General features: G+C 34.4%; 40 protein-coding genes and 2 pseudogenes. 36 read left to right on the forward strand and 6 right to left on the reverse strand.

Going from position 1 to position 26,407, the window contains the following annotated elements; all coding sequences use genetic code 11:
- The first annotated feature begins 155 nt into the window (after positions 1 to 155).
- The 17 genes from PB01_RS07970 to PB01_RS08050 all read left to right on the forward strand — a co-directional run bounded on the left by PB01_RS07970 (position 156) and on the right by PB01_RS08050 (position 11,569).
- Positions 156 to 392 carry a helix-turn-helix transcriptional regulator gene (locus PB01_RS07970; protein ID WP_151699715.1) on the forward strand — a complete coding sequence of 79 codons (237 nt, stop codon included), beginning with the start codon at positions 156 to 158 and terminating at the stop codon, positions 390 to 392.
- Positions 389 to 655, forward strand: a complete 267-nt coding sequence (locus PB01_RS07975; RefSeq protein ID WP_151699716.1) for a helix-turn-helix domain-containing protein — start codon at positions 389 to 391, stop codon at positions 653 to 655. The genes PB01_RS07970 and PB01_RS07975 overlap by 4 nt, the downstream gene beginning before the upstream one ends.
- Before the next feature lie 65 nt (positions 656 to 720).
- Complete coding sequence (locus PB01_RS07980; RefSeq protein ID WP_151699717.1) at positions 721 to 2,979, forward strand: phage/plasmid primase, P4 family; 2,259 nt, start codon at positions 721 to 723, stop codon at positions 2,977 to 2,979.
- A 293-nt stretch (positions 2,980 to 3,272) separates the two neighbouring features.
- Positions 3,273 to 3,509: a hypothetical protein gene (locus tag PB01_RS07985; protein WP_151699718.1), complete on the forward strand. Its 237-nt coding sequence runs from the start codon at positions 3,273 to 3,275 to the stop codon at positions 3,507 to 3,509.
- A complete protein-coding gene (locus tag PB01_RS07990; RefSeq protein WP_151699719.1) occupies positions 3,506 to 3,814 on the forward strand; it encodes a hypothetical protein in 309 nt (102 codons plus the stop codon). The genes PB01_RS07985 and PB01_RS07990 overlap by 4 nt, the downstream gene beginning before the upstream one ends.
- The gene (locus PB01_RS07995; protein ID WP_151699720.1) at positions 3,815 to 4,189 is read left to right on the forward strand and encodes a hypothetical protein; all 375 of its coding nucleotides are present in this window, start codon (positions 3,815 to 3,817) and stop codon (positions 4,187 to 4,189) included.
- Between the two features lie 5 nt (positions 4,190 to 4,194).
- The gene (locus PB01_RS08000) at positions 4,195 to 4,545 is read left to right on the forward strand and encodes a hypothetical protein (RefSeq protein ID WP_151699721.1); all 351 of its coding nucleotides are present in this window, start codon (positions 4,195 to 4,197) and stop codon (positions 4,543 to 4,545) included.
- An 18-nt stretch (positions 4,546 to 4,563) separates the two neighbouring features.
- Entirely contained in the window at positions 4,564 to 5,253 is a 690-nt protein-coding gene (locus tag PB01_RS08005) for a hypothetical protein (RefSeq protein WP_151699722.1), read from the forward strand.
- Positions 5,254 to 5,290: 37 nt separating this feature from the next.
- Complete coding sequence (locus PB01_RS08010) at positions 5,291 to 5,557, forward strand: hypothetical protein (protein ID WP_151699723.1); 267 nt, start codon at positions 5,291 to 5,293, stop codon at positions 5,555 to 5,557.
- A 160-nt stretch (positions 5,558 to 5,717) separates the two neighbouring features.
- Complete coding sequence (locus tag PB01_RS08015) at positions 5,718 to 5,891, forward strand: DUF3954 domain-containing protein (RefSeq protein ID WP_225986208.1); 174 nt, start codon at positions 5,718 to 5,720, stop codon at positions 5,889 to 5,891.
- A gap of 88 nt (positions 5,892 to 5,979) precedes the next feature.
- The gene (locus PB01_RS08020) at positions 5,980 to 9,333 is read left to right on the forward strand and encodes a phage tail tape measure protein (protein WP_151699725.1); all 3,354 of its coding nucleotides are present in this window, start codon (positions 5,980 to 5,982) and stop codon (positions 9,331 to 9,333) included.
- Entirely contained in the window at positions 9,333 to 10,046 is a 714-nt protein-coding gene (locus PB01_RS08025) for a hypothetical protein (protein WP_151699726.1), read from the forward strand. The genes PB01_RS08020 and PB01_RS08025 overlap by 1 nt, the downstream gene beginning before the upstream one ends.
- Before the next feature lie 4 nt (positions 10,047 to 10,050).
- Positions 10,051 to 10,368 (forward strand): hypothetical protein, encoded by a 318-nt coding sequence (locus PB01_RS08030; RefSeq protein ID WP_151699727.1) that lies wholly within the window; start codon positions 10,051 to 10,053, stop codon positions 10,366 to 10,368.
- Between the two features lie 117 nt (positions 10,369 to 10,485).
- Positions 10,486 to 10,677: a MerR family transcriptional regulator gene (locus tag PB01_RS08035; protein WP_151699728.1), complete on the forward strand. Its 192-nt coding sequence runs from the start codon at positions 10,486 to 10,488 to the stop codon at positions 10,675 to 10,677.
- Positions 10,674 to 11,000 (forward strand): DUF771 domain-containing protein, encoded by a 327-nt coding sequence (locus tag PB01_RS08040; protein ID WP_151699729.1) that lies wholly within the window; start codon positions 10,674 to 10,676, stop codon positions 10,998 to 11,000. The genes PB01_RS08035 and PB01_RS08040 overlap by 4 nt, the downstream gene beginning before the upstream one ends.
- 160 nt (positions 11,001 to 11,160) lie before the next feature.
- Positions 11,161 to 11,352, forward strand: a complete 192-nt coding sequence (locus tag PB01_RS08045) for a hypothetical protein (protein ID WP_151699730.1) — start codon at positions 11,161 to 11,163, stop codon at positions 11,350 to 11,352.
- A gap of 16 nt (positions 11,353 to 11,368) precedes the next feature.
- On the forward strand, positions 11,369 to 11,569 hold the full coding sequence (locus tag PB01_RS08050; protein ID WP_151699731.1) for a hypothetical protein: 201 nt from the start codon (positions 11,369 to 11,371) through the stop codon (positions 11,567 to 11,569).
- A gap of 73 nt (positions 11,570 to 11,642) precedes the next feature.
- Here the strand turns inward: PB01_RS08050 and PB01_RS08055 are convergent, their stop codons facing one another.
- The 4 genes from PB01_RS08055 to PB01_RS08070 form a co-directional block, all read right to left on the reverse strand.
- A complete protein-coding gene (locus tag PB01_RS08055; RefSeq protein WP_151699732.1) occupies positions 11,643 to 12,197 on the reverse strand; it encodes a hypothetical protein in 555 nt (184 codons plus the stop codon).
- A gap of 14 nt (positions 12,198 to 12,211) precedes the next feature.
- Complete coding sequence (locus PB01_RS08060; protein ID WP_151699733.1) at positions 12,212 to 12,814, reverse strand: replication-relaxation family protein; 603 nt, start codon at positions 12,812 to 12,814, stop codon at positions 12,212 to 12,214.
- On the reverse strand, positions 12,753 to 14,063 hold the full coding sequence (locus PB01_RS08065) for an FtsK/SpoIIIE domain-containing protein (protein WP_151699734.1): 1,311 nt from the start codon (positions 14,061 to 14,063) through the stop codon (positions 12,753 to 12,755). Before PB01_RS08065 ends, PB01_RS08060 begins: the two co-directional genes overlap by 62 nt.
- 198 nt (positions 14,064 to 14,261) lie before the next feature.
- Positions 14,262 to 14,471 carry a helix-turn-helix domain-containing protein gene (locus tag PB01_RS08070; RefSeq protein WP_151699735.1) on the reverse strand — a complete coding sequence of 70 codons (210 nt, stop codon included), beginning with the start codon at positions 14,469 to 14,471 and terminating at the stop codon, positions 14,262 to 14,264.
- A gap of 295 nt (positions 14,472 to 14,766) precedes the next feature.
- On the opposite strand from PB01_RS08070, the gene PB01_RS08075 reads away from it, so the two are divergent.
- The 4 genes from PB01_RS08075 to PB01_RS20950 are packed head-to-tail and all read left to right on the forward strand — an operon-like array spanning position 14,767 to position 15,638.
- Positions 14,767 to 15,069 (forward strand): hypothetical protein, encoded by a 303-nt coding sequence (locus PB01_RS08075; RefSeq protein ID WP_151699736.1) that lies wholly within the window; start codon positions 14,767 to 14,769, stop codon positions 15,067 to 15,069.
- 1 nt (position 15,070) lies between these two features.
- Complete coding sequence (locus PB01_RS08080) at positions 15,071 to 15,292, forward strand: hypothetical protein (protein WP_151699737.1); 222 nt, start codon at positions 15,071 to 15,073, stop codon at positions 15,290 to 15,292.
- Positions 15,293 to 15,339: 47 nt separating this feature from the next.
- Positions 15,340 to 15,489: a hypothetical protein gene (locus PB01_RS20945; RefSeq protein WP_192797508.1), complete on the forward strand. Its 150-nt coding sequence runs from the start codon at positions 15,340 to 15,342 to the stop codon at positions 15,487 to 15,489.
- Positions 15,486 to 15,638 carry a hypothetical protein gene (locus tag PB01_RS20950; protein WP_192797509.1) on the forward strand — a complete coding sequence of 51 codons (153 nt, stop codon included), beginning with the start codon at positions 15,486 to 15,488 and terminating at the stop codon, positions 15,636 to 15,638. The genes PB01_RS20945 and PB01_RS20950 overlap by 4 nt, the downstream gene beginning before the upstream one ends.
- A 133-nt stretch (positions 15,639 to 15,771) precedes the next feature.
- Here PB01_RS20950 and PB01_RS20955 read toward each other — a convergent pair whose 3' ends face one another.
- Positions 15,772 to 15,924 carry a hypothetical protein gene (locus PB01_RS20955; protein ID WP_192797510.1) on the reverse strand — a complete coding sequence of 51 codons (153 nt, stop codon included), beginning with the start codon at positions 15,922 to 15,924 and terminating at the stop codon, positions 15,772 to 15,774.
- A gap of 200 nt (positions 15,925 to 16,124) precedes the next feature.
- Here PB01_RS20955 and PB01_RS08085 point away from each other — a divergent pair, with 200 nt between their 5' ends.
- The 9 genes and pseudogenes from PB01_RS08085 to PB01_RS08125 all read left to right on the forward strand — a co-directional run bounded on the left by PB01_RS08085 (position 16,125) and on the right by PB01_RS08125 (position 21,829).
- Positions 16,125 to 16,346 carry a transcriptional regulator gene (locus tag PB01_RS08085; RefSeq protein ID WP_225986209.1) on the forward strand — a complete coding sequence of 74 codons (222 nt, stop codon included), beginning with the start codon at positions 16,125 to 16,127 and terminating at the stop codon, positions 16,344 to 16,346.
- The gene (locus PB01_RS08090; protein ID WP_151699738.1) at positions 16,346 to 16,717 is read left to right on the forward strand and encodes a YolD-like family protein; all 372 of its coding nucleotides are present in this window, start codon (positions 16,346 to 16,348) and stop codon (positions 16,715 to 16,717) included. The genes PB01_RS08085 and PB01_RS08090 overlap by 1 nt, the downstream gene beginning before the upstream one ends.
- A gap of 19 nt (positions 16,718 to 16,736) precedes the next feature.
- A complete protein-coding gene (locus tag PB01_RS20960; protein WP_192797511.1) occupies positions 16,737 to 16,910 on the forward strand; it encodes a hypothetical protein in 174 nt (57 codons plus the stop codon).
- A 218-nt stretch (positions 16,911 to 17,128) separates the two neighbouring features.
- Positions 17,129 to 18,121 (forward strand): Abi family protein, encoded by a 993-nt coding sequence (locus PB01_RS08095; RefSeq protein WP_151699739.1) that lies wholly within the window; start codon positions 17,129 to 17,131, stop codon positions 18,119 to 18,121.
- A gap of 441 nt (positions 18,122 to 18,562) precedes the next feature.
- Positions 18,563 to 18,808 (forward strand): hypothetical protein, encoded by a 246-nt coding sequence (locus tag PB01_RS08100; protein ID WP_225986210.1) that lies wholly within the window; start codon positions 18,563 to 18,565, stop codon positions 18,806 to 18,808.
- A gap of 292 nt (positions 18,809 to 19,100) precedes the next feature.
- A complete protein-coding gene (locus tag PB01_RS08105) occupies positions 19,101 to 19,604 on the forward strand; it encodes a hypothetical protein (RefSeq protein WP_151699741.1) in 504 nt (167 codons plus the stop codon).
- A gap of 790 nt (positions 19,605 to 20,394) precedes the next feature.
- Positions 20,395 to 20,763: pseudogene (locus tag PB01_RS08115) on the forward strand (phage holin family protein); the annotation flags it as partial.
- A 93-nt stretch (positions 20,764 to 20,856) separates the two neighbouring features.
- Complete coding sequence (locus tag PB01_RS08120; protein WP_151699744.1) at positions 20,857 to 21,504, forward strand: peptidoglycan DD-metalloendopeptidase family protein; 648 nt, start codon at positions 20,857 to 20,859, stop codon at positions 21,502 to 21,504.
- Between the two features lie 115 nt (positions 21,505 to 21,619).
- Positions 21,620 to 21,829 carry a hypothetical protein gene (locus PB01_RS08125; RefSeq protein WP_151699745.1) on the forward strand — a complete coding sequence of 70 codons (210 nt, stop codon included), beginning with the start codon at positions 21,620 to 21,622 and terminating at the stop codon, positions 21,827 to 21,829.
- A 29-nt stretch (positions 21,830 to 21,858) separates the two neighbouring features.
- Here the strand turns inward: PB01_RS08125 and PB01_RS08130 are convergent, their stop codons facing one another.
- Positions 21,859 to 22,038: a hypothetical protein gene (locus tag PB01_RS08130; RefSeq protein WP_151699746.1), complete on the reverse strand. Its 180-nt coding sequence runs from the start codon at positions 22,036 to 22,038 to the stop codon at positions 21,859 to 21,861.
- 490 nt (positions 22,039 to 22,528) lie between these two features.
- On the opposite strand from PB01_RS08130, the gene PB01_RS08135 reads away from it, so the two are divergent.
- The 6 genes and pseudogenes from PB01_RS08135 to PB01_RS21615 all read left to right on the forward strand — a co-directional run bounded on the left by PB01_RS08135 (position 22,529) and on the right by PB01_RS21615 (position 26,397).
- Positions 22,529 to 22,996, forward strand: coding sequence for a hypothetical protein (locus PB01_RS08135; RefSeq protein WP_151699747.1), 468 nt, complete (start codon positions 22,529 to 22,531; stop codon positions 22,994 to 22,996).
- A 504-nt stretch (positions 22,997 to 23,500) separates the two neighbouring features.
- Complete coding sequence (locus PB01_RS08140) at positions 23,501 to 25,294, forward strand: hypothetical protein (protein WP_151699748.1); 1,794 nt, start codon at positions 23,501 to 23,503, stop codon at positions 25,292 to 25,294.
- Positions 25,295 to 25,530: 236 nt separating this feature from the next.
- The gene (locus PB01_RS20965; protein WP_192797515.1) at positions 25,531 to 25,698 is read left to right on the forward strand and encodes a hypothetical protein; all 168 of its coding nucleotides are present in this window, start codon (positions 25,531 to 25,533) and stop codon (positions 25,696 to 25,698) included.
- A 235-nt stretch (positions 25,699 to 25,933) separates the two neighbouring features.
- The gene (locus PB01_RS21610) at positions 25,934 to 26,146 is read left to right on the forward strand and encodes a DinB/UmuC family translesion DNA polymerase (protein WP_264158171.1); all 213 of its coding nucleotides are present in this window, start codon (positions 25,934 to 25,936) and stop codon (positions 26,144 to 26,146) included.
- A pseudogene (locus tag PB01_RS21900) lies at positions 26,128 to 26,181 on the forward strand (hypothetical protein); the annotation flags it as partial. The gene PB01_RS21610 and the pseudogene PB01_RS21900, both read left to right, overlap by 19 nt.
- Positions 26,182 to 26,226: 45 nt before the next feature.
- Complete coding sequence (locus PB01_RS21615) at positions 26,227 to 26,397, forward strand: hypothetical protein (protein ID WP_264158172.1); 171 nt, start codon at positions 26,227 to 26,229, stop codon at positions 26,395 to 26,397.
- Positions 26,398 to 26,407: the final 10 nt, after the last annotated feature.

Consider the following 26,407-nt stretch of genomic DNA (forward strand, 5'->3'; position numbering starts at 1 on the left):
GGACCTCCTTTTTTCTTAGATTAAACCATATAGTTCAATAAATCAAACCGAAATACAAATTTTATTTGCAAAAAGGTTTGATTTATTGAACTTCCGGTGGTAATATGTGGTTAAGGGTTCGATAAACCAAACCTAAAGGATGCGAGGTGATATGAATGATTAGTTACACTCCTAAGAAAATAAATATATATGTACAAATGGCAAAGAAAGGTTTGAATCAAAAAACTCTTAGTAAAAAGTCAAAAGTTCATCCTTCAACTATTTCAAATTTTATGAACGATAGGTATTGTATTTCTCCAACAACAGCTACGAAACTTGCAGAAATTTTGGAATCAAAAATTGAAGATTTGTTTGAAATACAAATAAATCCAAAAGAGGTGAGTAGCAAATGACTAGTATTTTTTCTGCGGAAACTCAACAACAAATGAAAAATGAAATAGTAGAACAAATCATGAAGACAGTTGCGGTCTTGGTTCAAGAAAAGAGTCAAAAGAGGTATTTAAAGTTTTCAGAAGCTTGTAAATATGCTTCGGTTTCTCCTGGTACATTGCAAAAATGGGTTGAGAAATATGGCTTACCTGTTTCTATAATTGAAGGCAGAAAAATCATAGATACAAGAGATTTAGATGCATTAATCGCTAAACACAAAATATAAAGCTCAGGGCAAGGGCAATTTATCATATAAAAACGAAGGAAGTGTAAGGGGAAGGAGGCGAGGATTTGGCCATAATTGTAAAAGAGGAAATACTAGAACCGGTAATGGAAAACATACCAGAAGAGTTGCAAATGATACCAAATTGGGTCTTGTGGCGTGCTGAATGGAATGAGAAACGTCAGCAATTCGATAAAGTACCATATCAAACAAATGGTATAGATAAAGCGGATTCTACAAGAAATCATACTTGGGGATCTTTTAAAGATATTGAAGAAGCGTATTTAAATGGAAATGTCGAGGGAATTGGATTTGTGTTATCTGAAGACGATCCATATTGTGTGATTGATATTGATGGACTTGAAAATGTGGAAGTACTGCCTGCATTAGCACAAGAAATTACAGATCTATCTTATGCAGAATTAAGTCCAAGTGGTTCCGGCATCCATATTTGGTTGAAAGGCTTTTATCACGACAAAGAAAAATTCAAAAATAAAAACACCAAATTAGGATATGAGATTTATTCAAATGAAAGATTCATGACTTTTACTGGAGAAACATTGAATAATCTGCCTATCAGTGAAGGAACTAAAATTAATAGTTTCATAGAAAAAATATTCAAGCGAGAGGAACAAGTTCAATCTTTCATAACTAAAAGGAATGACAATTTCGGACGAGCAGCATTATCAGAAGAAGAAGTTATTCATATAGCTTGCAATAACCCTAAAACAGGTGAGAGGTTTAAGAGTTTTTTACGTGGCGGCTGGGAACAAAATTATAATAGTGATTTTTCAAGTGGGGATTTAGCATTTCTAAATGACTTAGCTTTTTGGACTAATTGTGATTATGGGATGATGGATAGCATTTATCGAAAATCAACTCTAATGCGAGAAAAATTTGATAGACCTCAAAATGGCACGACATATGGAAATGAACAAATAATGAAAGCAATTAGTGAATGTGCTAATACATTTAATCCACCAAAGGGTGAGGATGAAAAAATAAAAGGCCCGTGGTGGAGAACTAATGGTAATGGATCTATTTCATTTCTACATCAGGTCTTAGCTAAAGAAGTATTAAAGAAATATCATATTGTTCGTTATCCAAGTCCACATAGCGATTTATATTATTTCAATCCTAAAAAAGGGATATATGAGCAAGATAAATCGGGACGTCAAATTAACGGTATTATTCGCAAGTTTGATGAAGATTTAAAAAGTGGACAAATAAAAGAGGTTCACAATTATATAACAGACTTGTCACCAATTATTAATAAAGTAAATGAAAATTATATTGCATTAAAAAACGGGATTTTGAATTTCACAACCTTTGAAATAGAACCGTTTAATCCAGGAGTTTTTATTTTACAAAAAGTATCCGTTGAATATAAGCCTAATGCTTATGATTCGTTTGTTGAATCCACTTTAAAAAAGGTAACGAAAGGCCATGCAGCTAGTATCGAAAACATTAAAGAAATTTTTGCATGTGTTCTGTACCCAGGTGTATTAGTTCCAAAAATTCATTATTTGCTTGGTCGAAGTGCTCATAATGGAAAATCATCTATTTTAAATTTGATTCACGAAACATTCAACAAAGATGGAGGAAACATTTCAGCAGTAACACCGCAGAAATTAGCGAGCAGTACATTTGCCGGATCTTCTATATATGGCAAGTTAGCAAATATTGTGGACGATAACCCTACATCGTTGATTGAAGATAGCGGACTATTAAAAACCATTGTCACAGGGGGATTTGCTGAAATCGAGAAAAAGGGGCGTGATTCCGAAACAGTCCGCCTAAGCGCAACATTCATTATTGCTAGTAACCATTTTCCGAATCTTAACGAGAGCGGTAATGCGATTAATCGGAGATTGAACATTATACCTTTTGACCATAACTTTTCACTGGATGATGATTGTTTACCGGATGAGGAAAGTATGCGATTAACAAAAAGTGATTCCGCAAGTGAATATGTTTTGAAACTAGCGATAGATGCACTAAAAAGAATGATGAATAATCCATCATCAGACAAATTAACTGTAAATGATAGAGCACAAGAAGCAATAAGTGCATTTGCAGAACACAATGATCCGCTTGCTGACTTCTTTCATGAATTTGATGAACAGTACTTTAATGATGTGCGAGGCGCAAGAGCTCTAGAAGACTATGAACAATATTGTAGAGAGAATCGCATTCCACCAATGGAAACAAAAAAGTTTAAAGAAGTTGTTAACACTAAATTTAATATGGAATGGAAAGATAAAACCATAAACGAAAGCGGATTTTGGAAAACGGTGAAGGGTTTTAAGTCGAAAAGTAAAAAATAGCAATATAGCAATAAGAAAGCAATAAGTACAGCAATAAGAAAAAGGTAGTGTTATCAAGTGTTCATGACAGTTCTTATTGCTATATTGCCATATTGCCGAAATTTACTCCATTTCTTTTATATAGGGGTGTTAAGGCAAATAGACATACCCCTTTTTATTTATTTCTTTTTTATTAGCAATAAAGCAATAAATAGAATAATAGTGCTAAAAAACACAGTAACATCAACAGTTTTTCTTTATTGCCGATTCAGCAATAAGTCAGCAATAAGGGCAATAAAAGGAGGAATAGGAAAATGCCAAAACAAAACATCGTCCAACTTAAAGAAACAACATACGCAAAACCAACAGAATTATATTCACTGGTTGAGAAGTGCGTAATTTGTGGGAGTAAACATACTCATTCACCTTCAGAGGGAAACAGAGTTGCTCACTGCATCAATTTGCCAGTACCAACAACTTACGATTTGGAAATAGATCGTAATAATGCCGAAAACCTACGTTTGGCCGAAAAGTACGGTATTCAACTATGAACTGGTTGAAAGGTTATTGGGAATTAGAAGAAGAAATTGCCACTTCAGAAAAGAAACTGAAGCAATTGCAAGGAGATCCATCAATTCAAATACTAGAAAGTTTCATAGAAGAAAAAAAGAACACTAAAACAGAATTAGTGGAATTAGTAAGTACCTTCAAATGGCTTGGAAACGTAATTCTAAAGCTGAAATACATTGACGGTATGACTTTAGAAAACATTGCTGCTCATTTAGGTTTCAGTGCCAGTTACATCTATAAAAAACATGCTGAATTGATGAATACCATGAAAGGCGAGGTGAATTAAGTGAGCTTATGGTTAGGGGACTATTTAAAGTTACGTAATGAAATTCATTATTTGGAATTTAAATTGACCGATAATCAGCTTTCCAGTGAAGAATATGAAGAAACGAAAATTCAACTTAATGACCGTCTTCAACGTGAAGGTGAATTTAAAATAATTCTCAATAATTTTGAAGATGTAGAAAATCGAATTCTAAAGTTGAAATATATAGAAGGAATGACATTGGACAAGATAGCAATGGAAATTGGATATAGTCCCAATTACATTAGGAACCAACATGCAAAAATTATGGTTGTCCTTTCGAAATTCGAAAAGTTTTATATGGAGCTCGAATTGTTTAAAAAGAATTTTCCTTATAAAAAAAGAAATGAGGTGTGACACATATGACTGTTCTTTCGAAATTAGACATACAGAGCTTAGAAAAACTATGGATAAACCAAGATTTCAATAAGGAAAGGTTAAAAATACTAAAACAGAAATCATCCTTACCAACAGACTCTAAGCATCTTAAACGTAATTTAGAAACGATTACTATTGCGATTGATACATTATCCTCTGAAATAGATTCTGATTTAAAAACAATAGTAGAAATGCGTTATTGGGATAAAAAAGGGGTTTGTTACGAATGGGAGGAAATAGCGGACCATCTTTTCATGTCCAGAAGCAAAGTCTTCCGCAAACGTAATGTGCTGCTAAGAAAGACGGCTGACCTTATCGGTTGGGTTTCAGTATGAAAGAAGGGGTGTGACAGCGTGAATAAATCTATATTAGCTGAAGAGTTTGGCGAACAATTAGAAGCTGTTACAATTGGCACTCCATATGCTGTAGATCCAGATAGCGATAACTTTATAAGTGAGCTAGAACAACGAATAAGAAGGGTGATGTATAACTTGTGGATGGATGCTCAGTCCCAAAGGTTGGCCAAACATTTACAACGAAAACAGGTAGCACACTTTGAAGAGTTATATGAATTTAGTTATGGAGTGCCTATGTACGACAAGGAATACGCTGGTATACCAAGAGATACAGAGTCCCTTGCAATTAGGATTATCGATGAGAAACAAGCATTCATAAAACGTAATGAGCATTTGTATTTACGATATGAAAGGTTTAAAGAAATCACTAACAATCTTCCGGCTTCATCTAAACAAATCTTGGTGGATTACTTTGAGTATCGTAAGAAGATTGACTATGAACTATTACGCAACACATTAAAGAAGCATCTGAAAGCAATTGAGCGCATCTATAAAGCCGATGAGGAATCGAAAGAAGCTGAAGCAGAAAACCAGGAAGATGAACGTCAAGCTAAGCTAGGTTGCAAAGCATATCTAATAAACCGTAGGAAGGTTTATATGATACCAGAAGACTATGCAGCGCATGTTGAGAGAGATAGAACTGAACGTCTTAAAGTATATGAACAACTGGGACTAGCTATGCCATGAAAACACAAAAGTATTTAGGGAAGAGGATGCATTTACTGTGGAAGACAAGCGATGGATTGAACTGCATGGAAAGTTAAAGAAGATTTTAAATAGAGATGCAAATAATATTACGGTTCTCTTCAATGACATGAGTATCGGAAATTTAACACTAACAATTCCTAAGTCGAATGTGTTCTCTCTTTCATTAAAGGTACACAAGTATTACAACCTATTTGCAGAACTAAAGGGGGTGACACATGTTAACAATGGAAGAGTTTATACAAATAATATATTGAAAGTGGTTAGGGTTGTTAATGAAAAATAAGATATACCCCCCTCTAAACAATTTCTATTAATTTGGAAAAGTACAGGGACCGGGGAGGGGGTGTTCTGTCCAGATTTTTATAGAAAAAACGATTCCACGCGAGAGGGGGGGGAGGGGATCGCTAAGGTACAAGAAATGTTGGATGAAAGTAGGTGAAAAAATGATTGAAAGAACTTCAAATGAAAATAGCATCCTTATTCGTTCCGACGGCTCTGAAACTAAACTTGAAGCACCATCAAGTGGACATGGTGAACATCGAATAATCTGGAAAGATGGAAAGATATTAGATGTGGTAAAGGAAGAAAGAATTAGGATTCAAGAAAAAAAAATATAAATAAGTCTTACGGAAAAACCGAGGACACTTAGTCGCTTCATTGCGGATAGGTGTCCTCTTTTTATTTTACAAAAGGAGTGTGAAGTGAATGGCAGAACAAGAAGTTGGTAGATTAAAAGTTAGTCTCTCCATTGATAGTGCAAACTTCGAGAAATCTATTTCCAGTATAGACCGTAACTTAAAAGCAATGGGTCAAGAAATGGCTTCGGCTCGAAACAAAGGTAAGGACTGGGGTAGCTCTATTTCCGGTTTAACAACTAAACAAGATACATTATCTCGTATGTTATCAGGACAAGAAACAAAAGTTAGTAGATTACGGGATGCATATGAGAAAAGCAAAATCGAAACTGGTGAAAACTCGAAAGCTACTGAAAACTTAGCTATCAAATTAAATAAAGCAGTTGCTGAATATGACAAGACGGAAACTGAGTTAAAACAAGTAACAGATGCACTTAAAGTTCAACAGGATGAGTTAAAACGCTCTCTAAGTCCATGGCAACAGTTGAGCGATAAAATGGATACTTTGGGTTCGAAAATGAAAGATGTTGGAGGAAAAATGAAGGATGTCGGTAAGAACCTTTCATTAAAATTGACAGCCCCATTATTAGCTTTAGGTACTGGAGCAGTAAAAGCTGCAGTCGATTTTGAATCCGGAATGGCAGGAGTTCGTAAAACCACGGATTTAACAGACGCAGAATTTGCGACACTTACACAAGGAATTCGTGATATGGCAAAAGAAATGCCAGCAGCGGCAACTGAAATAGCAGGAATTACAGAACAGGCCGGACAGTTGGGAATTAAGAAAGAAGCGTTGCTTAGCTTTACTCGTACAATGGCCGACCTGGGAGTTTCGACGAATATGTCGTCTGAACAGGCATCTAATGCGCTTGCTCGTCTTGCTAATATCACAAAAATGAATCAACAAGACTTTGATAAATTAGGCTCTTCAGTAGTTGCTCTAGGAAATAATTTCGCAACAACAGAAGGTGAAATTGTGGATATGGCATTACGTTTAGCTGGTGCTGGTTCGCAAATTGGTATGTCCGAAGCAGATATTTTAGGATTATCTGCTGCTTTAAGTTCTGTTGGTATTGAAGCTGAAATGGGTGGTTCCGCAATGAGCCGTGTAATGGTTCGTATGCAGATTGCCGCAACGACTGGACTAGGAAAAGTGATGGACTTATCCAAGAAGACAGGAATGTCTTTAAGGGATATGCAGTTGATGGCTGCAAACGATGGTAAAGGTTTTAAAGAATTAGCTGGTTCTTTAAAAATGACGCAAGATGAAATGAAAAGCATCATTAATGCTGGTGTAGATTTAGAGAACTTTGCAAAAGTAGCTGGTATGACTGGCGAACAATTTAAGAAAGCGTTCCAAGAAGATGCAGTAGGGGCTATCGCTTCATTTGTCGAAGGATTAGGTACTGCAGAAGAAAAAGGCGATTCAGCCATCAACATATTGGAAGAAATGGGTATCAAAGAGGTACGTTTGCGTGATAGTTTATTACGTTCAGGCGGAGCACATAAATTAGTAGCAGACGCAATAGAGTTGTCGAATAAAGGATGGACTGAAAATGTAGCATTAACAAATGAAGCTGAGCAACGTTATGCAACAACAGCCTCTAAAATGACGGTTTTTTTGAACAAAATAAAAGATTTAGGAATTACCATCGGAGATATTTTGATTCCAAAAGTAATTGCATTAATGGATTTTATTGCACCATTAATTGAAAAATTCCAAGGGATGTCTACCGCAACACAAAACGTTATTTTAGTCTTTGCTGGAATAGCAGCTGCAATAGGTCCTGTACTCGTAATTGTTGGTACATTAATAAGTTCCATTGGCACAATAGTAACCGCATTCGGTACTGTATCAGCGGCCATAGCAGTTGTCACCACAGGAGTAGCAGCGGCTACACCAGCTGTTGGCGCTTTAGCAGCAGTCTTCACTGCTTTAACGGGTCCAGTCGGATTAATAATACTAAGCATTGCTGCATTAACAGTGGGTACAGTTGCATTAGTTAAACATCTTAGCAAAGATGCATTACCTGCAGTCGATAGATTTGGAGATAGCTTAGAAGGTGTTTCAGATTCGACGAAAGTTGCATTAGAAGGATTCTTTGAATTATCTGATGGAGTTAGTCAATCACTATCACAGTTAAGTTTAACATCTTCAAAAGTTACGCAAGAAATGGCTACAGACATGACCACTAAATATAACGAAATGAACAAGCAGATTGTGGATGGCTTAAATACTAGACATGCTCAAGAAATGGATAGTATGAAAAATTTCTTCTTAAATTCGTCCGTTTTAAATGATGAAGAAGAAGCGAAGATTTTAGAGAAAAAACAACAGGCTCATGATAAAGAAATTGAGCGTGAAGAATATAACAGAAAACGCATTGGTGAAATACTACAACAAGCTGCTGATGATAATAGAGCACTTACTGAGCGAGAACAAAAAGTTGTTGAGAACATTAATAAACATGCTCAAGATCAAGCGGTTAAAATTCTTAGTGAAAGTGAAATGGAACAGAAAATCATCATGGAACGATTGAAAGAAACTGCTAGCATTGCATCTGCACAACAAGCAGCGGAAGTCGTCAAAAATAGTGCTAAACAACGTGATAAATCAGTTAAAGAAGTAAATGCTCAATATGATGAAACAGTTGCTAGTATTATTCGTATGCGTGATGAAACTGGAGATATTTCAGCGGAACAAGCAGACAAATTAATTGCCGAAGCAAAAAAGCAACGTGATGGATCTGTAATGTATGCCGAAAATATGCATCAAGATATTGTATCAGAAGCAAAGAAACAAGCTGGAGAACACGCTAACGAAGTTGATTGGGAAACAGGCGAGATTCTATCCAAATGGGCAGTATTTAAAGATAAGATGGCAGATACATGGCAACGAACTAACGAGGCAATTAGCAAAAAAGTTTCTGAGTTGGTAACACTCATATCCACTAAATTTACGGAATTTCACAAGAAAATTTTCGACAAAATGGCAGAAACGGAAGCGGATATTAAATCTAGATGGAACGTCATTATTGAGTTTTTTAAAGCGATTGACCTCAAGCAAATCGGCAAAGACATTATCCTTGGATTAATTAATGGTATCGGATCTAAGTTTACGGCAGTTGGAGAAGCAATAAAAGGAATAGCTGATAATATCAAGGATACATTTACAAAGCTATTTGATATCCATTCACCTTCTCGCGTAATGGAAAAACTCGGCGGACATGTCGGTCAAGGTTTAAAGAAAGGGATAGATGGAACAAAAGACGATATTTTAGAAAGCATGAAAAATATCGCTGATGGAATTATGTCCATGGCGTCGCCAAGGATCAAAAGTAGTGAAAAGACCAAGGTGGCGGCAATGATACTGAAGGGAATTCTAAATAGGCCAAAACACGATAGGAGGTTAGTATTTTTATAATGACACTATTAATGCACGTTGGTTTTCAGGACGATTTTGTACTCGTAACATCTGATACCGCTAGAAGAAAAAAGTATTTTAACCCGATTAATCTAGAGGGAAATGGGCTTTTTGGAGAGCTCCAAGAGACAAGAGAAAAGCTTTTTAAAGTGACTGATACTGTTTTCGGCACCCTGGGAGGGTTGCTATTTATAGGTCACGCTTATATGAGCCGACTCTTAGCCCGTGTGAAACCTGATGATTGTTTAGACATTTGCGAAGAGTATCTGTCAGAGATTGCTGATGAAATTAACGAGGAAAAGCATGATCGCTTGTTCAAAAAATATCGTGTTTCTAAGGAATATCAAGTAACTTTGATGGGTTATTACAAAGATGGAACACCTGGCATAGTAGGAATAATAGGCGGGAAATTAGAAAAAGCCAGTGGAGGGATACTTTCAAATGCATTTACGCCAACGGCCGAGGTAGGAGAGTTGACTGGTGACATCATGACAGATGCTGTATTTAAATACTTGATTAAACTCGACGTGAATGAGGTTATAAGTAATTTAGCGCACTTCCAAGCTGCAGTATCATTTACTCATCCAGAAATAGTTTCCTCCACAATGATGTATATGGGAATAAAGAAAAGTTTGAGTGGAGAGTTGGTTTCCTTTGAAGGTGAAATTGATTTGAAGGATCTGATTGCTTCATTTGAGATTGAGGAAGGGTGAAAACATGATAGGATTCAAGGATAGTCTAAAACTAGACCACGAGAAAAGTATGCGCCTGTTTAATATCTCGGCAGAAGCTGAGAAAATGAAAGTCATGGCAAAGAACCAATTGAAAAAAAGTAAGGGGCAGATTACACCAATACAACGTGAAGAATTGAAAGCCCAGGCGAAGTATTTGACGGATGGCGCTAACGTGGTGCTGAAGGAAGCTAGGGAGATGCATTTCAAGGGCGCTACTACTGAACTAATTGGACAGTTGGATGAAATATTGGAGATTGTAAAGAGTGAGCGTAAAAGCTTAGAGTTGATGATTAAAGTTTAGTGAAGGAGGGGCTTAGGCTCCTTCTTTTTTTGTGCGAAAAAAAACAGGATTATAAATATTAATTGTCGAAATATTTTAAGAGCATATAATCCCCCAAAAAACTAAGGAGGTCCACTAATGACGCTACGAATTGCTAAAGGTGTTCCTGATTTGCTGAAGTACCTCGAAGATAACGGGGTAGAACTTAGTCTATCCACGATATATCGACTTATACGCAAACAGGAAATACCATTTAAGCGGATTAATACACAAACTCTTTTATTTGATTTAAACAAGATTGATAGATGGATAGTAGGGGATGATGAGTGAGTAATCAGCGGTTGAAAGTGGAACTAGAGATTACTATTCCATCGGATCTAGTTGTAATATCTAAAGTGGAACTAGATGAGTTAAAGCAACAATCTTTAAAAGGTGTCTACTGGAACATGAAAGATGTTGAACAACGTACAGGAAGAAAAATTGATTGGTTGAAGGCGAATTTATTATACCTCCCACACTTTAGAAAAACCCTAGACGTTGAAAATGGTGGCTTTGTGTATTATCCATCTGCTAAGGGGCAAGCCTGGTCCTTTCAAGCAAATAAGATGGCTGATTTTCTAGATAAGAACTTTCATCAGATATTTAGAAAATAGGTTTGCTTTATAGTGCAAATTAAAAACGCCACCCTATTTCAAGGAGAGCGTTTTTGTCTAATTATACTGCTTTTCCAACTTGTCAAAGATTGAAGGGTAAAAGAAGGAAGAAGTCGAATGTTATCAGTTACCTACAATTTTTACTATAAGGAGGAACTGAATGAAACATTTCTACAATTCAAAAGAAGTAATGGAATTACTAACTCTTAATTCATCAAGAACCGCACTATCACGAATTAAGGCATTGAACGAAGAATTAATAGAAAAAGGTTATTGGATAGAGCGTGGAAAAGTTCCTATTCAATACTTTCATGAAAAATATCCTTATATTGAAAGAAAAAAAGATGAATAAAAGAGGAGTGATAAAATTGTCGCACCGAATTATAGTGCCTTATCTCGAAATTGGTGAATTTAAAGTCGCGACACCTATTGGCTTTTCTGAATTATTGGAACCGGCTTGGACTAAGAAAATAGAGAATGATGAAATTGACGTTTTCGCATCCTCATATCATCGGACAGTGTTTCGTAATCCAGAAGGTAGATTGGTAACTAGATATGAAAAGAAGTAAATCATTGGGTTTGAAAATGGATTAATAAAAAAAGGCTTGCACAGAATCGTGTAAGCCATTAATTTATATTAAATTAAACCGCTTTTCCAACTTGGCGTAGAATCTCAAGAAATAATGGCGACAACTGAATTAATACATAGCCTAGACCAGCATTCATAATCATATTCCAAGCTTTTTCGGAATTACCGAACATAAAGAAGAAACACGCCCCTACCATGATAACGCTAGCTATTGGAAAGCTAATTGCGACTAATATTTGAATTACGGGATCTAATACGTTAGCAAGCATTGTTAACGAAGTATCTGCGATGAAGCCTGTTGGAATCATTTCAGGTGAAGCCATATTTGTAGGGAAAATAGTAGGTGCTTGTGCAAGCACATGGATAGGTTCTAGCACTGCTGTTGGTTCGATTATTGGTGCAGATACGGGGAGAGTGGTTGGTATGTGTTCGATAGTAGGAGAAGTGTTAAAGTGATAGATTGATAATCCGATAGCAGCAGTAATAGGAACACTTGCAGCGCCTATTATTGTTTTGTTAGTAGCATAAGCATCACCTGGTACACGATGACTATAATCCGTATATTCACTTTCTGGAACAACCTCAATTTTATGTTTGCGTTTAAACACTCTTTTTCCTCCCTCTATTTGATTTCATTGATTGTGTATACTTTTGTTAGCGGTAACTCTCTACAAGCTTCTTGTAGTTGATTTCGCCTTAATTCAGATGTAGTGAGCCACACAATCGTTGGAAAATGTTCTAATTTTTGTGCTAACAATTCATTATCATGCAATTCTTTATATCTTGCTATTTTCGTACGATTCTCTGACATTGGTTGAGTATGGTCCACCTCTAAAAAGTGATAACGAAGACTTTTAGTGAATAAAGCATCGCAAATAATAGTTGCTTTGCCATCTGATACTTTCACCTCGTTTCGCCAGTCGTGAGGGCATCCGTAAAATAGATAGAATTCATTCCGCATAATCGTATGCTCAACGTGAGAGCCCTTTTTACGTATCTTGGTACATTCAACATAAGCTCTACCGGTTGCGTTTAAATAGTAAATAAATTGATGTCCGTCGCGTACATACGTGAGGTAATCCGATAATGCGCTGATAACTCGATTCGTATTGCGTTTGGATCCTAGTCGGAAATAACGGTTAAGCTGATTGCGAGTCATGAAATCAAATTTCTTCAATAATAATAGTATCGATTCCTCTCGGTTGTTCAACTTCCGCTTGTTCAAGTACGATAACCTCCTTTTCGACTTTTTCTACGACGTAAGGTGCTAATGTCTTTTGAATTATTTCAGATGTAATTAATGGGGTTTGAAGGATTTCTCGTTTATCTGCAGTTTGATAGATGGCTCTACCTTTAATTTGTGGAAGTAATTCAGCACCAGTTTCATCTAAAACAACCTTAGATGCAGTTGCAGATTGAACTCTGAATGATAATTTAGCGTCACTATTTTGTTTGCATTGTCTAGGGATCACATCGCCAGTAGGATATTGAGTGGCCAAGATTTGACGAAAGCCTAAACCTCTACCCAACCTACTTATTTGACTCATTAACTTCTGGCATTCTTCTTTTAACTTCCTATCCGGAGTTCCTACAGCTTCAGCAGGGTTCAACTCGCCAACCTCATCAATTATTACGAAGTAACGCTCTTTAATACCGGCTTCCTGGACGTTCTTCTTTCCAAGGAATCTAAGACGGTTCTGTATCGTTCGCATTTGGTCGTATGCTGCTTGTAATGTCGTTAGAGCTTCTTCCGGTTCATACGCAATACTTACTGTCTGCTTAATAGATTCGTAGTCGCATAACTCCACACCGCCTTTTAAATCGATTAAATAGAAGCTCACGTAATCAGGTTGACTCTGTAGCAAACTTGTAATCATCGAATTTATAAACGTAGATTTCCCATATCCTGATGATCCTCCGGTAACGAGGTGCGGTATTTTTTCGAAATCATGGTATCTGAATGTGTTTTTATCGCGTGTAACACCCACAGGGACGCTCCAATTAACACCAGGCTCAAACGGTACTTGTAACGGTAAAGGCTCGTTATAGACACGTATTTTCAGTAATCCATCGAATATTATTTCGATTTCTTTACGCTCCGTAAGTTTGTTAGTCCATAGCGTTTTAAGGTTGTCAATGATATTTTCATCGAGTTGCAACGACTTTAAATCTGCAATGCTGATACGTTGACGACGATTGTTTAATCCGTCCTCTAATACACGTTGTTTCGCTAAATAGTCGTCATAACTGCGCCCTAGCGGTATTCGATAGGCGTATTCCATGCCCCATTCATATGATTTCTTGCGGATTAGCTGCGTCGTAAGCGTTTCTTTGCCATCTTTTACGTTTAATCCGGATAGCGATATGATTCGCTGTATTTTTCCGCTATCATTCGTGGCTAAACCTTTCTTTTTCACGAATGCTTTTAATGCAATTCCACCCATAAAAGTTGTTGTTAAAATTTCAAATATCATCGGACCGCACCTACCTTAACTCCCAACGCCACAGGGGTTCTATTTAGTATAAATAGTTGTGGCAATTGGGAAGTTTTTAAAAAGTAGATAAACCGTTCACCTATAAGGGAAGACAAGCTTCCCACTTTACGTCTTAGGTTAGACACTAAATGGGACTTCAAACGGGCAGTGTTAAAACTCAATCATTTACCTCCGTTTTTATATTTTTTCTCCATCTTTCAAATAAAAATTCCCTTCATATTTCACTTCCAAAGCATTCGCGATCTCCATTAATTCCTTTTCGGAAAAATTGTCACGCTTGAATTTGTTGTACAGATTTTGTGGTTTTGTATCTAATAATTCCGCGAGTTGAACTGCTGTCATTCCTTTCTTTATTAATAGGATTTTAATTTTTTCACTCATTGCCATAGTTACAACCTCCTCTATGTGAAAGATTATACACTATAGCATATAACTTTAATAGTGAAAACGAAAGAAATAACACTTTTAAGTGTTGACAATGTAACTATAACGTTATATTATGTAACTAATAAGTGTTATAGAACTGAGGGGAAGGAGAAAAAATGAAAAAAATTAATCTTTATTTTTTCGGAGAAGAACTTGTCCATTGGTCAGATGCATGTTGGTTTTACGGAGTTATAACGGTATGTAGCATTATTACAACATACGTGCTATTCAATTAAAAAAATGGGGGGATGGGAAAATGACAACAGTTAAAGAAAGTTACGGATTGAAGGACCTTGCACGCGAATTAGACAATGATTTAAGCAGCATCGCAGTAAAAGTAGACACACTGAAAGACCTCAAAACATCAATAACAAACCTTAGAATCGAAATGGATGGCATAAATGAGAGAGACGCTCGAGTTTACTTTATGGATTTTCACAGAAGCATTCGATTAATCGACGATTTATTTCAGCACACAGTAAATTCATTAAGCGATGAATTTGAAGAAGTCGAGGTTACGAAAGATTTTTTGTTCAACAAAATTGTAAAGGAGCAATAAAATGCAACCAGACTTAGTGACAAAATTAATATTCAATACTACCGTTTTAGTGGAATTTTCATCTGATTATGTAGATACAGTCATGGTTAAAGTTTACGATCACGATGACGAAGAACAACAAGAAAGAGTGTTTCAATTAGAAATAGACGAAATCGACTTATTTATTGCAACGTTGAATTTGTACAAAAATAGAATAGCTGGAGGAAGAAAAAATGAATATTGAGAAAATGAATTGGAGAAAATGGAAAATAGTATAGGAGGCATGAAAACATGGCAAAACCAAAGATAGTAATTGACCTGAAAGATCTTATTTCGGAACTTAAAAAAATGTATGTTGCACAAGGTGGCAACTTGGAAACATTTGAAAAGGAAACACTAACATTGAAGGAAACACTAAGATTGAAGGAGGAAGTGCAATGACAACAGTAAAAGGAAAAAACTCACTAACAGACGAAGAATTAGAAATAATAGTAAGGTTTGTAGAAATGTTTAGCATACTGACTCGAGACACAAAAAAAGCCCCTGCAGCAACAGGAGCAATTGAGAAAACATATTCGGAAATATTATAACATGAATTGATGGTAGCTCAAAAGGCTACCTCTTTCTAGTTATTAAATATCGTTATTTATATACTTACACATTCCATTACGTAAGTGACGGTTTATCGATGGAAGTTAAATTACATAATAAAAAGGCAGCCATTTATTGACTACCTTCCTCATCGTTTTCTGCTTTTTGTTTTTCAAGTCGTTCTTCTTCTAATATCCTCGGAAGTGAATGCTTTACAAAAAAATCGAACATTGCTTGTTTTGTTTCTTGTGAAATGTTAGGTGGTTTAACAATACTATTTTTCATAATAATACTCCTTTGAACCTCAATTACCCTTGCCCTATTTTTGAATCCCAAAAGCTTAGTATTCATTGAATTACATTTTTTATACTTCAATTATGAAACTTGACTTAACGATGTTTTATTAATAGTTGATGTGTATTTTTTTATATGTTGCAAAAACAAACATTCGTTCGTATAATGGAATAAAAGAGGAGAGAACAAGTGTGCGTATAAATATTTTGAAGTATTTGTATCGTGGGCAATTAGCCGATATGATTTACATGAAAAATAGAGGCGAAATGACGAAAAGAAGAGTGAAAATAGTAAGTGTGGAAGATACTACATTCAAGGTTTATTGCTTTTTAAGAAATACAAAAAGGACTTTTAAAATAGAGAATATACTCGCATTTGTTCCTATCGCAAATCATGAAAGGGATGTTATCTGATGGCTTACTTCGATGAAATGATGGATACTCCAGATTTATCAAAATTACGTGATAGAGGCTCAAAGAAATGGGTAGCAATGATGTTACCAGAACACTTGAAACTAGTCCGTGAATACATCGCAGACCAAAAGAAATCACCACGTCCTGAACTGGACGAATGGGATATAGACATCATTCAAGAAAACATTCAAATTTCTATGCAACGTAATGTAGAAGTTGAAATAAAAACTTGGAAAGATGGAGCTTTTACTTATAGTGTTGGAAAATTAACATGGGTAGATTTAAAAAATAGAGTCATCGAAGTCGAAGACGTATTCAAATCATTTGTGATTCGATTAGACGAAATAGTTGACGTAACAGTATTAGAATAAAGCATAGAGGTGTATTAATGTGGAGGATAAGGAACAAATATTGAGGGAATCAGTAGATAATTTGTTTAAAGTGTTACCTCGAGAAAAAGTATTGAATCTGATTCACCAGATCATTGAGATGCCAGAAGAGGACTTAGAAGAGTTGATAGAGTATGGACGAATACTAGATGAAAGAGAAACCACTAACCAGTAATAATTCCTAAGGTGCTTTTCATTTATTTCAAATACAGTTAGTATTCGTTTACATAAATAAACTAATATATTGACGTGTAAATAAAATCCATGTATTATGAATACAATATAGTATGCAGGCCATCGATTGGCTAGGAAAAACCTCTAACTTGTTTAGGGGTTTTTTTCTGCCCGCTTCTAGAGTATCATATAGATATTGCGAGTGAATCGGGGTGCGAAATGAGTGGAATGGGAAAACCATTTTTATCATTGGAAAAACAAATAGAAAAACTTTCTTCGCGTGGTTTGGAAATTAAATCAGTTAGTGATGCCAAACAACAACTATTAAGAACTACCTATTATGATTTAATTAATGGATATAAAGATGTATTTTTAGTAGAGAAAATAGATCCAGAAGAAGAGGATCAGTATATTAGAGGTACAACTTTTGAAGATATTCTTGATCTATATAATCTAGATAGAGAGATAAGACATGTAACATTAGAGGTTTTACTAGACATTGAGTGTACTTTCTACTCAAGCTTGGCTTATTGCTTGTCAGAAATATATGGGGAAAAACAGGAAGACTATTTAAAGAAAGAAAATTTTAGACTTGGACGAAAGCAGAGACATAACAATCGTTTTGAACGAGATAACCTACTTTGGAAAATTGGAAAGAAAATTAATGAACCTGATGAACAACCACTTAAATACTATAAAGAACAGTACGGAAATATACCACCATGGATATTGGTTAAAGGATTATCATTCGGTGAATTGGTGATGCTATACAAGTTATCATCTGATGTAGTTAAATCAAATGTTATTATGAATATAATTGGCAGGGAAGCCTCGGATCATGACAAAGAATTTTTCCTGAAAAGTATGGAAATATTTAATAGATATAGAAATCTTGCCGCCCATGGTGGTCGTATTTATAATAATTGGACAAACTTTGAACTTCCTTACAAGCCGGAACTGTTTAGGATCCTAGGCATTGAAAAGGCTGCGCACAATAAAGGAAAGGGAAGAAATGATTACGCTGCATTTACAATTGGTCTCTTATTTTTCTTTCAAAATAATCATAGAGGGATGCTTGAATTCATTATATATTTAGAAGGTTCGATGAGTGAATATCAGAAAAAGCAGCCATCTCATTACGAGTGGACCTTAGCTTCATTAGGTATCCCTAGTAATTACCATCGCTCATTTTTAGATCATATTGGATTATAAGCATTGGTATTATTTTCACATGAAATGAAGAGCTTAGGCTCTTCTTTTTTTGTATGAATAACTGGAGTGTTACCTGAATGTTACAGCTCAATTTTGAGCCGTCAAACTATACCACTGCTAGAGTTAGTTGGTGTTAAAATGGTGTTAAAAATGATATAAAACCGTAATAAACACTATAAAATCATATCAATAAACACCGTCAAAACAGTTATTTATAAAGTTTTTTATGCTTTTTCCACCACATTTGAGGAGTGGTGGTTCATCAAAACTAGAAATGTGATTGGTTTTACACAAAGTATAACTCCATTCACCCAAGAAGGTCGAGCACAAATAACCACACGGTTGAGTAAAGACATAAGACATGAAATAGTATTGTTAATGGAATCAAAAATACCGACACGAAGTGTCGAATATATGGATAATCGGATCAGTAGATACAGTATGAAGAAAGGGAAATGTGAAATTACTGGCATGTTCCTAACGGCACAAAACGTGTACTGCCACCATTATATATCTAAGCATCTTGGTGGAAGCGACAAATTCAATAATTTACGTATCCTCCAAAAAGAGGTACATGAGTTAATCCATATAACCGACAAAATTAAGGCGAATACTCTCATAAGAATTTTGGGTATTACTGAATCGATGTTAGAAAAACAAAAATGTGAGCTAGAAATAATCAAATAACCCAAATCAACATGAGTAACTTGAAACTTATAATGACTAAAACCATCGCTAGATGGAACGTGGAATAATGGGAAACTATCACGATCCGTGCGGAGTAGGGGAAAAGCTGGAGATAACTTCAAACGCTTACCTATTACTAACTTTAGTTTAATAAGTATAATTAAAGTCAACAGTGATCAGTTGGCTTTTTCTGACGCATCCGGAACATTATGCGTCGTAAAAAAATTAAAAACTTAGAAGGATTCCCGTCCTATTTTGTCGAATAAAATTTAATGGGAGAGGATGAGATGAGTTGGAAAATTTAACTTCGAACATCATAGCTGCTGTTGGGGTTTTAGTTACAGGAACTTTTAGTTACTTTGTATGGAAAGCAACTAATGCAACAGCTCAAGTTGCAAACGCAACATTTGAATTAAGTAAAGAATTAGCTCAAAAGGAAGATAATAGAAGAGAAGAATATAAAAGAATAATGAGAAGACAATTACTATCTGTTATTTCAAAAGAATCAAAAATCGTATATGATGCGGTTGTGGATATTGACCCAATGAATATTCTTATGAAGCTAAGAGATGCTCCTGTATATTTGAGTATCAATAAAACAGAATTAGCGGAATATTTTAGTGTCGATGAAGTTGCTACAATAATTAAAGCATGGGAAACATATGAAAGCTATAGGACGAAATATTACAAAGAGACATATAGAGGTAATGAGTTAAAACTTTTGTTAGAGAAAAATCAACCTGTTATCATTCATTTCGAGGAATTAAAAGACAAGTTAAACAATATTGAAATTTGAGATAAGAGCGTTCCAATAGGAGCGTTCTTTTATTATTCAAAAAATTAAGGGGTGGAATGATGGAAGTAGTTGAAAGAACAGTTATTTTAATTGGCAGTGCAGTAATGAAAATTCAGTAAAACGAAAATTGAATGATATTCAAAAAGATGAAACATTAACCGATGGAAAACGTAAGGAAGGAATAGGAAAAGTATTTAAATTATTAGAATTAAAACAATAACGGAGCGTGATTAAATGAAAGAAATAAAATCGTCTTTATTTTATTTTCATTGGAAAACTCATATTCTCTTTATTAGCGTAATGCTTATTTTGTACTCGTTCGTTGTCTTCGAAAATATCTTTATCTATCTAATAATGATATTGACACCTTACATTATTTTTATTTATTATCCATATTACAAGGAAACTGTTATTGATACTCATATAGAAGATGATGATGAGTATTGGCGACAACATTACGAAGCATTACATCAAGCTGAAAACATGGAATTCACTAAATTTGAATTAATAATGGAAATCTTAACACATGTATTTTATTGGTTATTATTAGGGTTTACAAGTTTCACCTTGTATAACGGCGGATACCCTACAATATCTACAATTCTAGGAATTATATTAATCTGTTATTGTTTATGGTTTTTAGCTCCTTTGATCAGCAGAAAATAATTATAATATTAGATTATCGGGAATGTCCACACGGGCGTTCTTTTTCTTTTGTAAAAAAAATTAGGGGTGAAATGATGGATTTTATAGAACGTATTTTGATTTTAACTGGTTCAGCAACGTTTCATATTTTTTAGGCGGTTGGACAATTTTGTTGTCTACCCTAATAATTTTAAATGGATTTGATTTCGTAATCGGCATTACTGCAAATTGGAAAGAGCGATCATCGTTGAAAGCGTTCCGGGGGGGAATAAAAAAAGGTATCATGTGGATGTGGATTGGTATTGCTAATTTAGTCTATTTACTTCTATCTGAATTAGGATATGAAGCTAGTGAGGTCTTACCTAATCTAGCAGCTCTATATTATATAATCATGGAAATTATATCGTTAGAAGAAAACTCGAAGAAGCTTGGTATGAATATGCCGGCACCTTTGGTTTTTTTTATTCAAAAATTAAAGGATATTTTCAATTCTAAAACTGGAGGCGAACAATAGTGGCTAACTTTATCAAACCATGCGAGGGAAGAGTCACGAGTCCTTTTGGATATCGCATTCATCCAATAACGAGTTTAAAAACTATGCACTGGTGTGGATTGGGGTAACACTCCATCGAACAATAATATTATTGCTTCGGCAGATGGTGCGGTCACTTATGTAGGGATAATGGGCGGATACGGAAATATTGTGATGATCGTCCACACTGTTGCAGGAGTGGTATATGAGACTGTCTACGCACATTTAGCATCCATTGCAGTAAAAGTTGGACAAGTTGTAAAACAAGTAGAAAAGATTGGTGTTAAAGGTACAACTGGAAATTCCACTGGCGTACATCTTCACTTCGAAATTCATATAGGTGGACGTAGAAATAGCGACTATACGTTTGCAAAGGACCCAGTTCGATATGTATGTGATCCTGAGGTTAAAACTCTACAGGAATTATTAAATAAAATAGACTACAAATTAGTTGTGGATGGAATAGAAGGCAATGCAACAACTAATGCAGTTAAAGAGTTTCAAAAGGTTAATTGCTTAACTGTGGACGGTATAGCCGGAAGTGCAACCTTATCAGCATTAAATAAAGCTATTGCATTAAAAAAGGAGGAAGTTAAAGTGCCATCTACAAGCGAGAAGTATCGACTTCAGACTGGGACTTTTAATAGCAAAGTGGAAGCTGAAAAAGCTGCAGAAGAATTAAAGGGAAAATACGGATGGATTATTTACATTAAAGAAGCATAATAACTAGCCTTGTTCTCTTATTTGAGGATGGGGCTTTTTTTATTTTCTGATAATTATATAGACTTCTAAACTTCCAAATTGTACTATATTAGTAAAGTATAAAGGAGGGAAATGGATGACTGATATAGCAAATATAGTTGCAGAATCATTTAATAAGATGGCCTTGCAAATGCTCGCGTTTGCAATTTGCGGAGTATTAGGTTTCGTGGTTGTTTATTTTATCGTAAAAGCGTTTAGCAGATCGCATCAATTCGCTAAATTCGTTGGATTGATGGCAATGCTCGCTTCTTTTTATTTTTCTTGGAAAGTAATATTTTTGCAATAAAAAAGAGGGGGCTTATGCCTCCTCAATTTTTACGATAAAATTGCCATTCCGATAATGCTCAAAAATACAACGTTAAATATCCAGATTGTCGTCACTATAGAATTAACAACACTTTCTGATTTTCTAATATTGCATATTAAAACTACATGAGATCCCATAGTCCAACCTAACATTAAAAGGACAATAACTTCTACTATAAATATCTTCATTGCTTTCACCTCCTCTCAAAACAAAAAAACGGAAGCACCAATTTCCACGCATGAATGCGCAAGAAACGGTGCTTCCGTTTTTTTTCGTACATATAAGATTTATATAAGCATATTAAATAATTATTTTATTTACAAGCCCTGCTCACATAATATTTTGAGTGAGGCATTTTTATTTGTCCAAAAATGAAATATTAGATACTCTACAATTACATTCAACCGCTGGTATGGGTCCAAATATGTTAATGGCTAAACTAGCACTAAGACTACTAAAAATAATTATGTACATGAATGAAAAGTGTTTAAAAAAGTGAGTTATTTCTATGTTTTCAAGTGTACATTATTGTGTACATAAATATTAGACGACATTCGCCTGTTCGAGCCAAAAAATAAAGTTTGATAATAAATAATCTCTTAAGTACGATATCCTTAAGAGTTTTTTGTATTTTTCGGAGATAGGGTTATTGAATGAAGAAAGAAGTTGAGAGTCATTATGGTAAATGCTAGTGAAAAATTTATGATGGAGCCTGCCGAGAAAGGCAAAGAATTATTGAAAACATATGCTTTTGAGAATCCGGAAATAATAAGAAGTAAGCATAGTTATGAGAAGGATTATTACCTTCCGCTGAATCTCGGTAACCGAAAAATAATTATTCATTATACTCATAGGAGGAATCTTTATATTGATAACTGTCTCGACCGTTTCGCATTGTTGGAAAACCATGAGATTCGTGTTACAGAAAAGAAAAATCTCTATCGACTAAAGGGAGTTGAGAATATCACGCGATTAAATAGATATCCTGTTTCTTCACTTGGCATCGAAAGTTTTTCTTACTTGATTCAGAATAGCAAACATCTAGCGGATGGTTACTGTCTTTTTAGATTAGATAGTTCAGAAGTCTTTTATAAATATCTTTATAAGTTATATTTGAACAACAAAGATTTATTTATTAGCCGCTGAGAGCCTAAACTTATATTAAAGAAGTAAGGTAAAAGTGTAAAAGAGGCTACTTAAACGGGGGTTACTCCAAAAGGATTAATGCTCTTTTTGTTGAAGTTATGTTCCTTTTGGATGCAAAATATATTAGATTCTACGAATTCGGTAGCTCTAGAGATGTTTTAAGTGTTTGTATCACCAAAAAACAATTATGTAAGCTGTTCGAATGTTAGCTCGCTTTTCAATCCTTCTGATTTAATAGCGCCAAAAAAGTAACCTCTCTACCCTAATCAAACTAGGGGAGGGTTACTTTTTTAATGTACTCTAACTATGTCAAACGTATTTTTGTTTATTCTGCCTCAGTATAGAATAATCGTTAGGACGTTTTATTCAAAATCAACTAATAACTTGAATTATAAGCAAAATACAGCTTATATAGGACGTATTAAAGCCGATATAAAATTTATAAACGGCTATATAAAAGAAATTTTGACCGAATTATATAAGAGAAAAGATGAGGGATAAGTAATGACGTATTGTTTTGCATGGAAGGCTGATGATGAAATTTACATTGTTGCAGATTCATTAACTTCTTCTGAAAATAATGATTTAGAAGTTGAAGCTGATTATTCAAGTATGGGGGAAAAGTATGGAGAATATAATTCACGCTTTGTTGCAGAAACGGATATAAAAATTTATATAAAAGATAATTATGTTATTGCATTTTCAGGTTATTTGGATACCTATGAGGAAATAAAAAGTAAATTAAATTTAATGGTTGGATTGCCAGATGATCAAATCATTTCTTATCTTATGGAAATTGTATCAGATGGAGAATTGATACTTGCAATTCATCAGAAAGATAATAATAAATTATTTGTATTAAATAAAAGAGAAGTTAAAGAAATAACTAATTATATAAGTATAGGAAGTGGTAGAGCAATAGGAATGTTAGATGATCTAATGAAGAGGTTTTCAAAAACATTCCCAGACTTTAAAGATGAAACTATAGACGATAAGCCTAGGAAAAAAATAAGTGCTGCTACTGCATATCTTCAAATGATATCTTTGAAAAATAATTTTTTAGAACATGGAGTAGGTGGGACTATATGTGGTGTCTGCATTTATGATAATAAAATAGAGTGGAATGATGATTTACTTTATTTTTTTTATGATGAAAATTTTAAGAATAAAAAGCTCATAAACATGATTATTAGAAATAATAATATTTTGACCGGTTCAGATTTTACTGGATTAACTAAGCTATTTAGATTTCCAGAAGTAGATGACAAATTGGATGAAGTAAGTATGAGGAAACTTGTTCGTTCTATGCATAAAAATATGTCCTCACATATACCAAGATATATTGTATTTTATAGTACCGATTTAAATAATATTTATTTTTATGACACACATAGAAAAACACAAACTAGCTTAGTAAGAATGTTTCAACGCAGAAGTAGTGGGAAAATTAAGTGGGAAATATTCACTATACCATTTTTAATATCTAACTTTTTATTGCAAAACAACAATAAAGAAGAATTGGCGCCCCCTTTTCATTATTTAGAGGGACTTCCAGTTCCGTATGAATCGAGAGATTATTTAATAGAAAACACAGAAAACATTGAGGATATAGAATTTGAATATGATTATTTCGATCAACCGTTAGAAAATATTCAAATTAATATTGATATAGAAAAGTACTTTAAATTTGGATTAGAAGACTATGAAAATTTAATTATTGTTAATTTCGAATATCTGGAAGAAAAAATTATTGAATTAAGAAATTTTTATAAAGGACTAAATATTCAATTTGATAGCTCTAAAATATTAAAAAAACTTTGTGAATTTTTGAAGAAGGAATGGGGTGTAGATAAATTTGAAATTCTAGTATTTAGCAAGAATTATCAATTCTTCTACGAAAAAATAGATGATTTAGAATTAAATTTAATAAAAAACAAGAATGAATACTCAGGTTTTTTAATTAAATTATTACATAATTACTATGTAGATCATAGATATTTTCATTTGAATAAAATTTTCATAATTGACGATAGTTCAGATTTCAATGATTTATTCGAAATTTTGCCTGATTATAATAAAAATAGAGAAGAAGCAGATATTTTTATTATAAAAAATCAAAACGGTGAGTCAGAAGTATTGTATTCCCCATATCATTATAATGCTGATATATTATTTTCACAGTTATCGGGACTAAGTTATGAAGCTCTAGGATTGTGGAGTCCACTAGAGTATTCCGAAGATGAACTCGAGGGAATAAGGAAATATATAAATGAACAAATAGATAACTCGAAAATATAGGAGTGTTTCAGGTTGCTAACTTTTCACAAATCCATATCCAGATGAGTTGTTGTATTCGGCCAATACGTACTACCATCTTTATAGTGGAAATCTTGATACCTAGTGTGGATATTGGTATATAGAGAAGACTACTCTGAATGTGAAGAAGGTTCTCTCGTTCCACACATTAAAACCTACCAATCACACTTCAATGAGTTTCAGTATGGGGACAAGAAAACAGCCATTAGGGATGATTAGTGTATCCGATTATAGCACCTTATTTAGATACCAATACAGACGACTGGGCATTTGAGGAAGCAATAAAAGAATTATTTAATAAACATTCTCATCTTGATATAGTGTTTATCTACAATAAAGAAATTCATCTTCAACAATCGGCTGAGATTGTGGAACAACAGAAGTAGAATTTGATCGGACTTTAAAAACAAATATAAATCCTCTGTAGAGGGAATCTATTTTGATTAATTTCAAAATGGATTCTTTTTATTTATCGTAAACTATTGGTTTCTCAAGTATTTTTAATCTAAACTTATTTCAAAACTACATTTTGAATACTGAAAACGATTACTTGCCAATTGGCACTTCTACCACTACCTGCATCCTCCTACTAGATGACCTCCTGGAAAAAGCCAAATACTCATGCGAGACTATAACAAAATAGAAGAAGTTAAAGTCGTAATTCTTGAAATGTGTGAGGATGTTGCGAAGAGGGCTAGAGATTCACATCAAGCAGCTAGAACTATTTCATTAGGAATTGGCTATAGCAAAAATGCTTTGGTGGAGGATTTCAGCGGGCTAGAACAATACATGAAGCTACTAACGATACAATTAATATATACAATGTTTGCTTAGATTTATTAAAAGAAAATTATACTAGAAATCCTGTAAGGCAAATAGCAATTTCCATAACAAAATTAGAAGATGAACACTCAATGCAGCTTAACCTTTTTGAAAAACAAAATTGGAAGAAAAGAAAACTCGCAACTGCAATGGACAGCATAAGAAATCGATATGGCTCCGCAGCATTATTGAGAGCAGTATCTTACACTCCTGCAGGAACCGCAGTAAAACGTTCAAAAATGGTTGGTGGACAGAAAGGATAGGAGGAAATCA

Origin of the sequence: Psychrobacillus glaciei, from assembly GCF_008973485.1 — a bacterium.
GTDB lineage: Bacteria > Bacillota > Bacilli > Bacillales_A > Planococcaceae > Psychrobacillus > Psychrobacillus glaciei.

Coding starts and splice junctions, on each gene's coding strand:
- PB01_RS07970 (WP_151699715.1), top strand. CDS start 156: ATGATTAGTTACACTCCTAAGAAAATAAATATATATGTACAAATGGCA.
- PB01_RS07975 (WP_151699716.1), top strand. CDS start 389: ATGACTAGTATTTTTTCTGCGGAAACTCAACAACAAATGAAAAATGAA.
- PB01_RS07985 (WP_151699718.1), top strand. CDS start 3,273: ATGCCAAAACAAAACATCGTCCAACTTAAAGAAACAACATACGCAAAA.
- PB01_RS07990 (WP_151699719.1), top strand. CDS start 3,506: ATGAACTGGTTGAAAGGTTATTGGGAATTAGAAGAAGAAATTGCCACT.
- PB01_RS08000 (WP_151699721.1), top strand. CDS start 4,195: ATGACTGTTCTTTCGAAATTAGACATACAGAGCTTAGAAAAACTATGG.
- PB01_RS08015 (WP_225986208.1), top strand. CDS start 5,718: ATGATTGAAAGAACTTCAAATGAAAATAGCATCCTTATTCGTTCCGAC.
- PB01_RS08020 (WP_151699725.1), top strand. CDS start 5,980: ATGGCAGAACAAGAAGTTGGTAGATTAAAAGTTAGTCTCTCCATTGAT.
- PB01_RS08025 (WP_151699726.1), top strand. CDS start 9,333: ATGACACTATTAATGCACGTTGGTTTTCAGGACGATTTTGTACTCGTA.
- PB01_RS08030 (WP_151699727.1), top strand. CDS start 10,051: ATGATAGGATTCAAGGATAGTCTAAAACTAGACCACGAGAAAAGTATG.
- PB01_RS08035 (WP_151699728.1), top strand. CDS start 10,486: ATGACGCTACGAATTGCTAAAGGTGTTCCTGATTTGCTGAAGTACCTC.
- PB01_RS08045 (WP_151699730.1), top strand. CDS start 11,161: ATGAAACATTTCTACAATTCAAAAGAAGTAATGGAATTACTAACTCTT.
- PB01_RS08065 (WP_151699734.1), bottom strand. CDS start 14,063: ATGATATTTGAAATTTTAACAACAACTTTTATGGGTGGAATTGCATTA.
- PB01_RS08070 (WP_151699735.1), bottom strand. CDS start 14,471: ATGGCAATGAGTGAAAAAATTAAAATCCTATTAATAAAGAAAGGAATG.
- PB01_RS08075 (WP_151699736.1), top strand. CDS start 14,767: ATGACAACAGTTAAAGAAAGTTACGGATTGAAGGACCTTGCACGCGAA.
- PB01_RS08080 (WP_151699737.1), top strand. CDS start 15,071: ATGCAACCAGACTTAGTGACAAAATTAATATTCAATACTACCGTTTTA.
- PB01_RS20945 (WP_192797508.1), top strand. CDS start 15,340: ATGGCAAAACCAAAGATAGTAATTGACCTGAAAGATCTTATTTCGGAA.
- PB01_RS20950 (WP_192797509.1), top strand. CDS start 15,486: ATGACAACAGTAAAAGGAAAAAACTCACTAACAGACGAAGAATTAGAA.
- PB01_RS20955 (WP_192797510.1), bottom strand. CDS start 15,924: ATGAAAAATAGTATTGTTAAACCACCTAACATTTCACAAGAAACAAAA.
- PB01_RS08090 (WP_151699738.1), top strand. CDS start 16,346: ATGGCTTACTTCGATGAAATGATGGATACTCCAGATTTATCAAAATTA.
- PB01_RS08095 (WP_151699739.1), top strand. CDS start 17,129: ATGAGTGGAATGGGAAAACCATTTTTATCATTGGAAAAACAAATAGAA.
- PB01_RS08100 (WP_225986210.1), top strand. CDS start 18,563: ATGAAGAAAGGGAAATGTGAAATTACTGGCATGTTCCTAACGGCACAA.
- PB01_RS08125 (WP_151699745.1), top strand. CDS start 21,620: ATGACTGATATAGCAAATATAGTTGCAGAATCATTTAATAAGATGGCC.
- PB01_RS08130 (WP_151699746.1), bottom strand. CDS start 22,038: ATGAAGATATTTATAGTAGAAGTTATTGTCCTTTTAATGTTAGGTTGG.
- PB01_RS08135 (WP_151699747.1), top strand. CDS start 22,529: ATGGTAAATGCTAGTGAAAAATTTATGATGGAGCCTGCCGAGAAAGGC.
- PB01_RS08140 (WP_151699748.1), top strand. CDS start 23,501: ATGACGTATTGTTTTGCATGGAAGGCTGATGATGAAATTTACATTGTT.
- PB01_RS21610 (WP_264158171.1), top strand. CDS start 25,934: ATGCGAGACTATAACAAAATAGAAGAAGTTAAAGTCGTAATTCTTGAA.
- PB01_RS21615 (WP_264158172.1), top strand. CDS start 26,227: ATGCAGCTTAACCTTTTTGAAAAACAAAATTGGAAGAAAAGAAAACTC.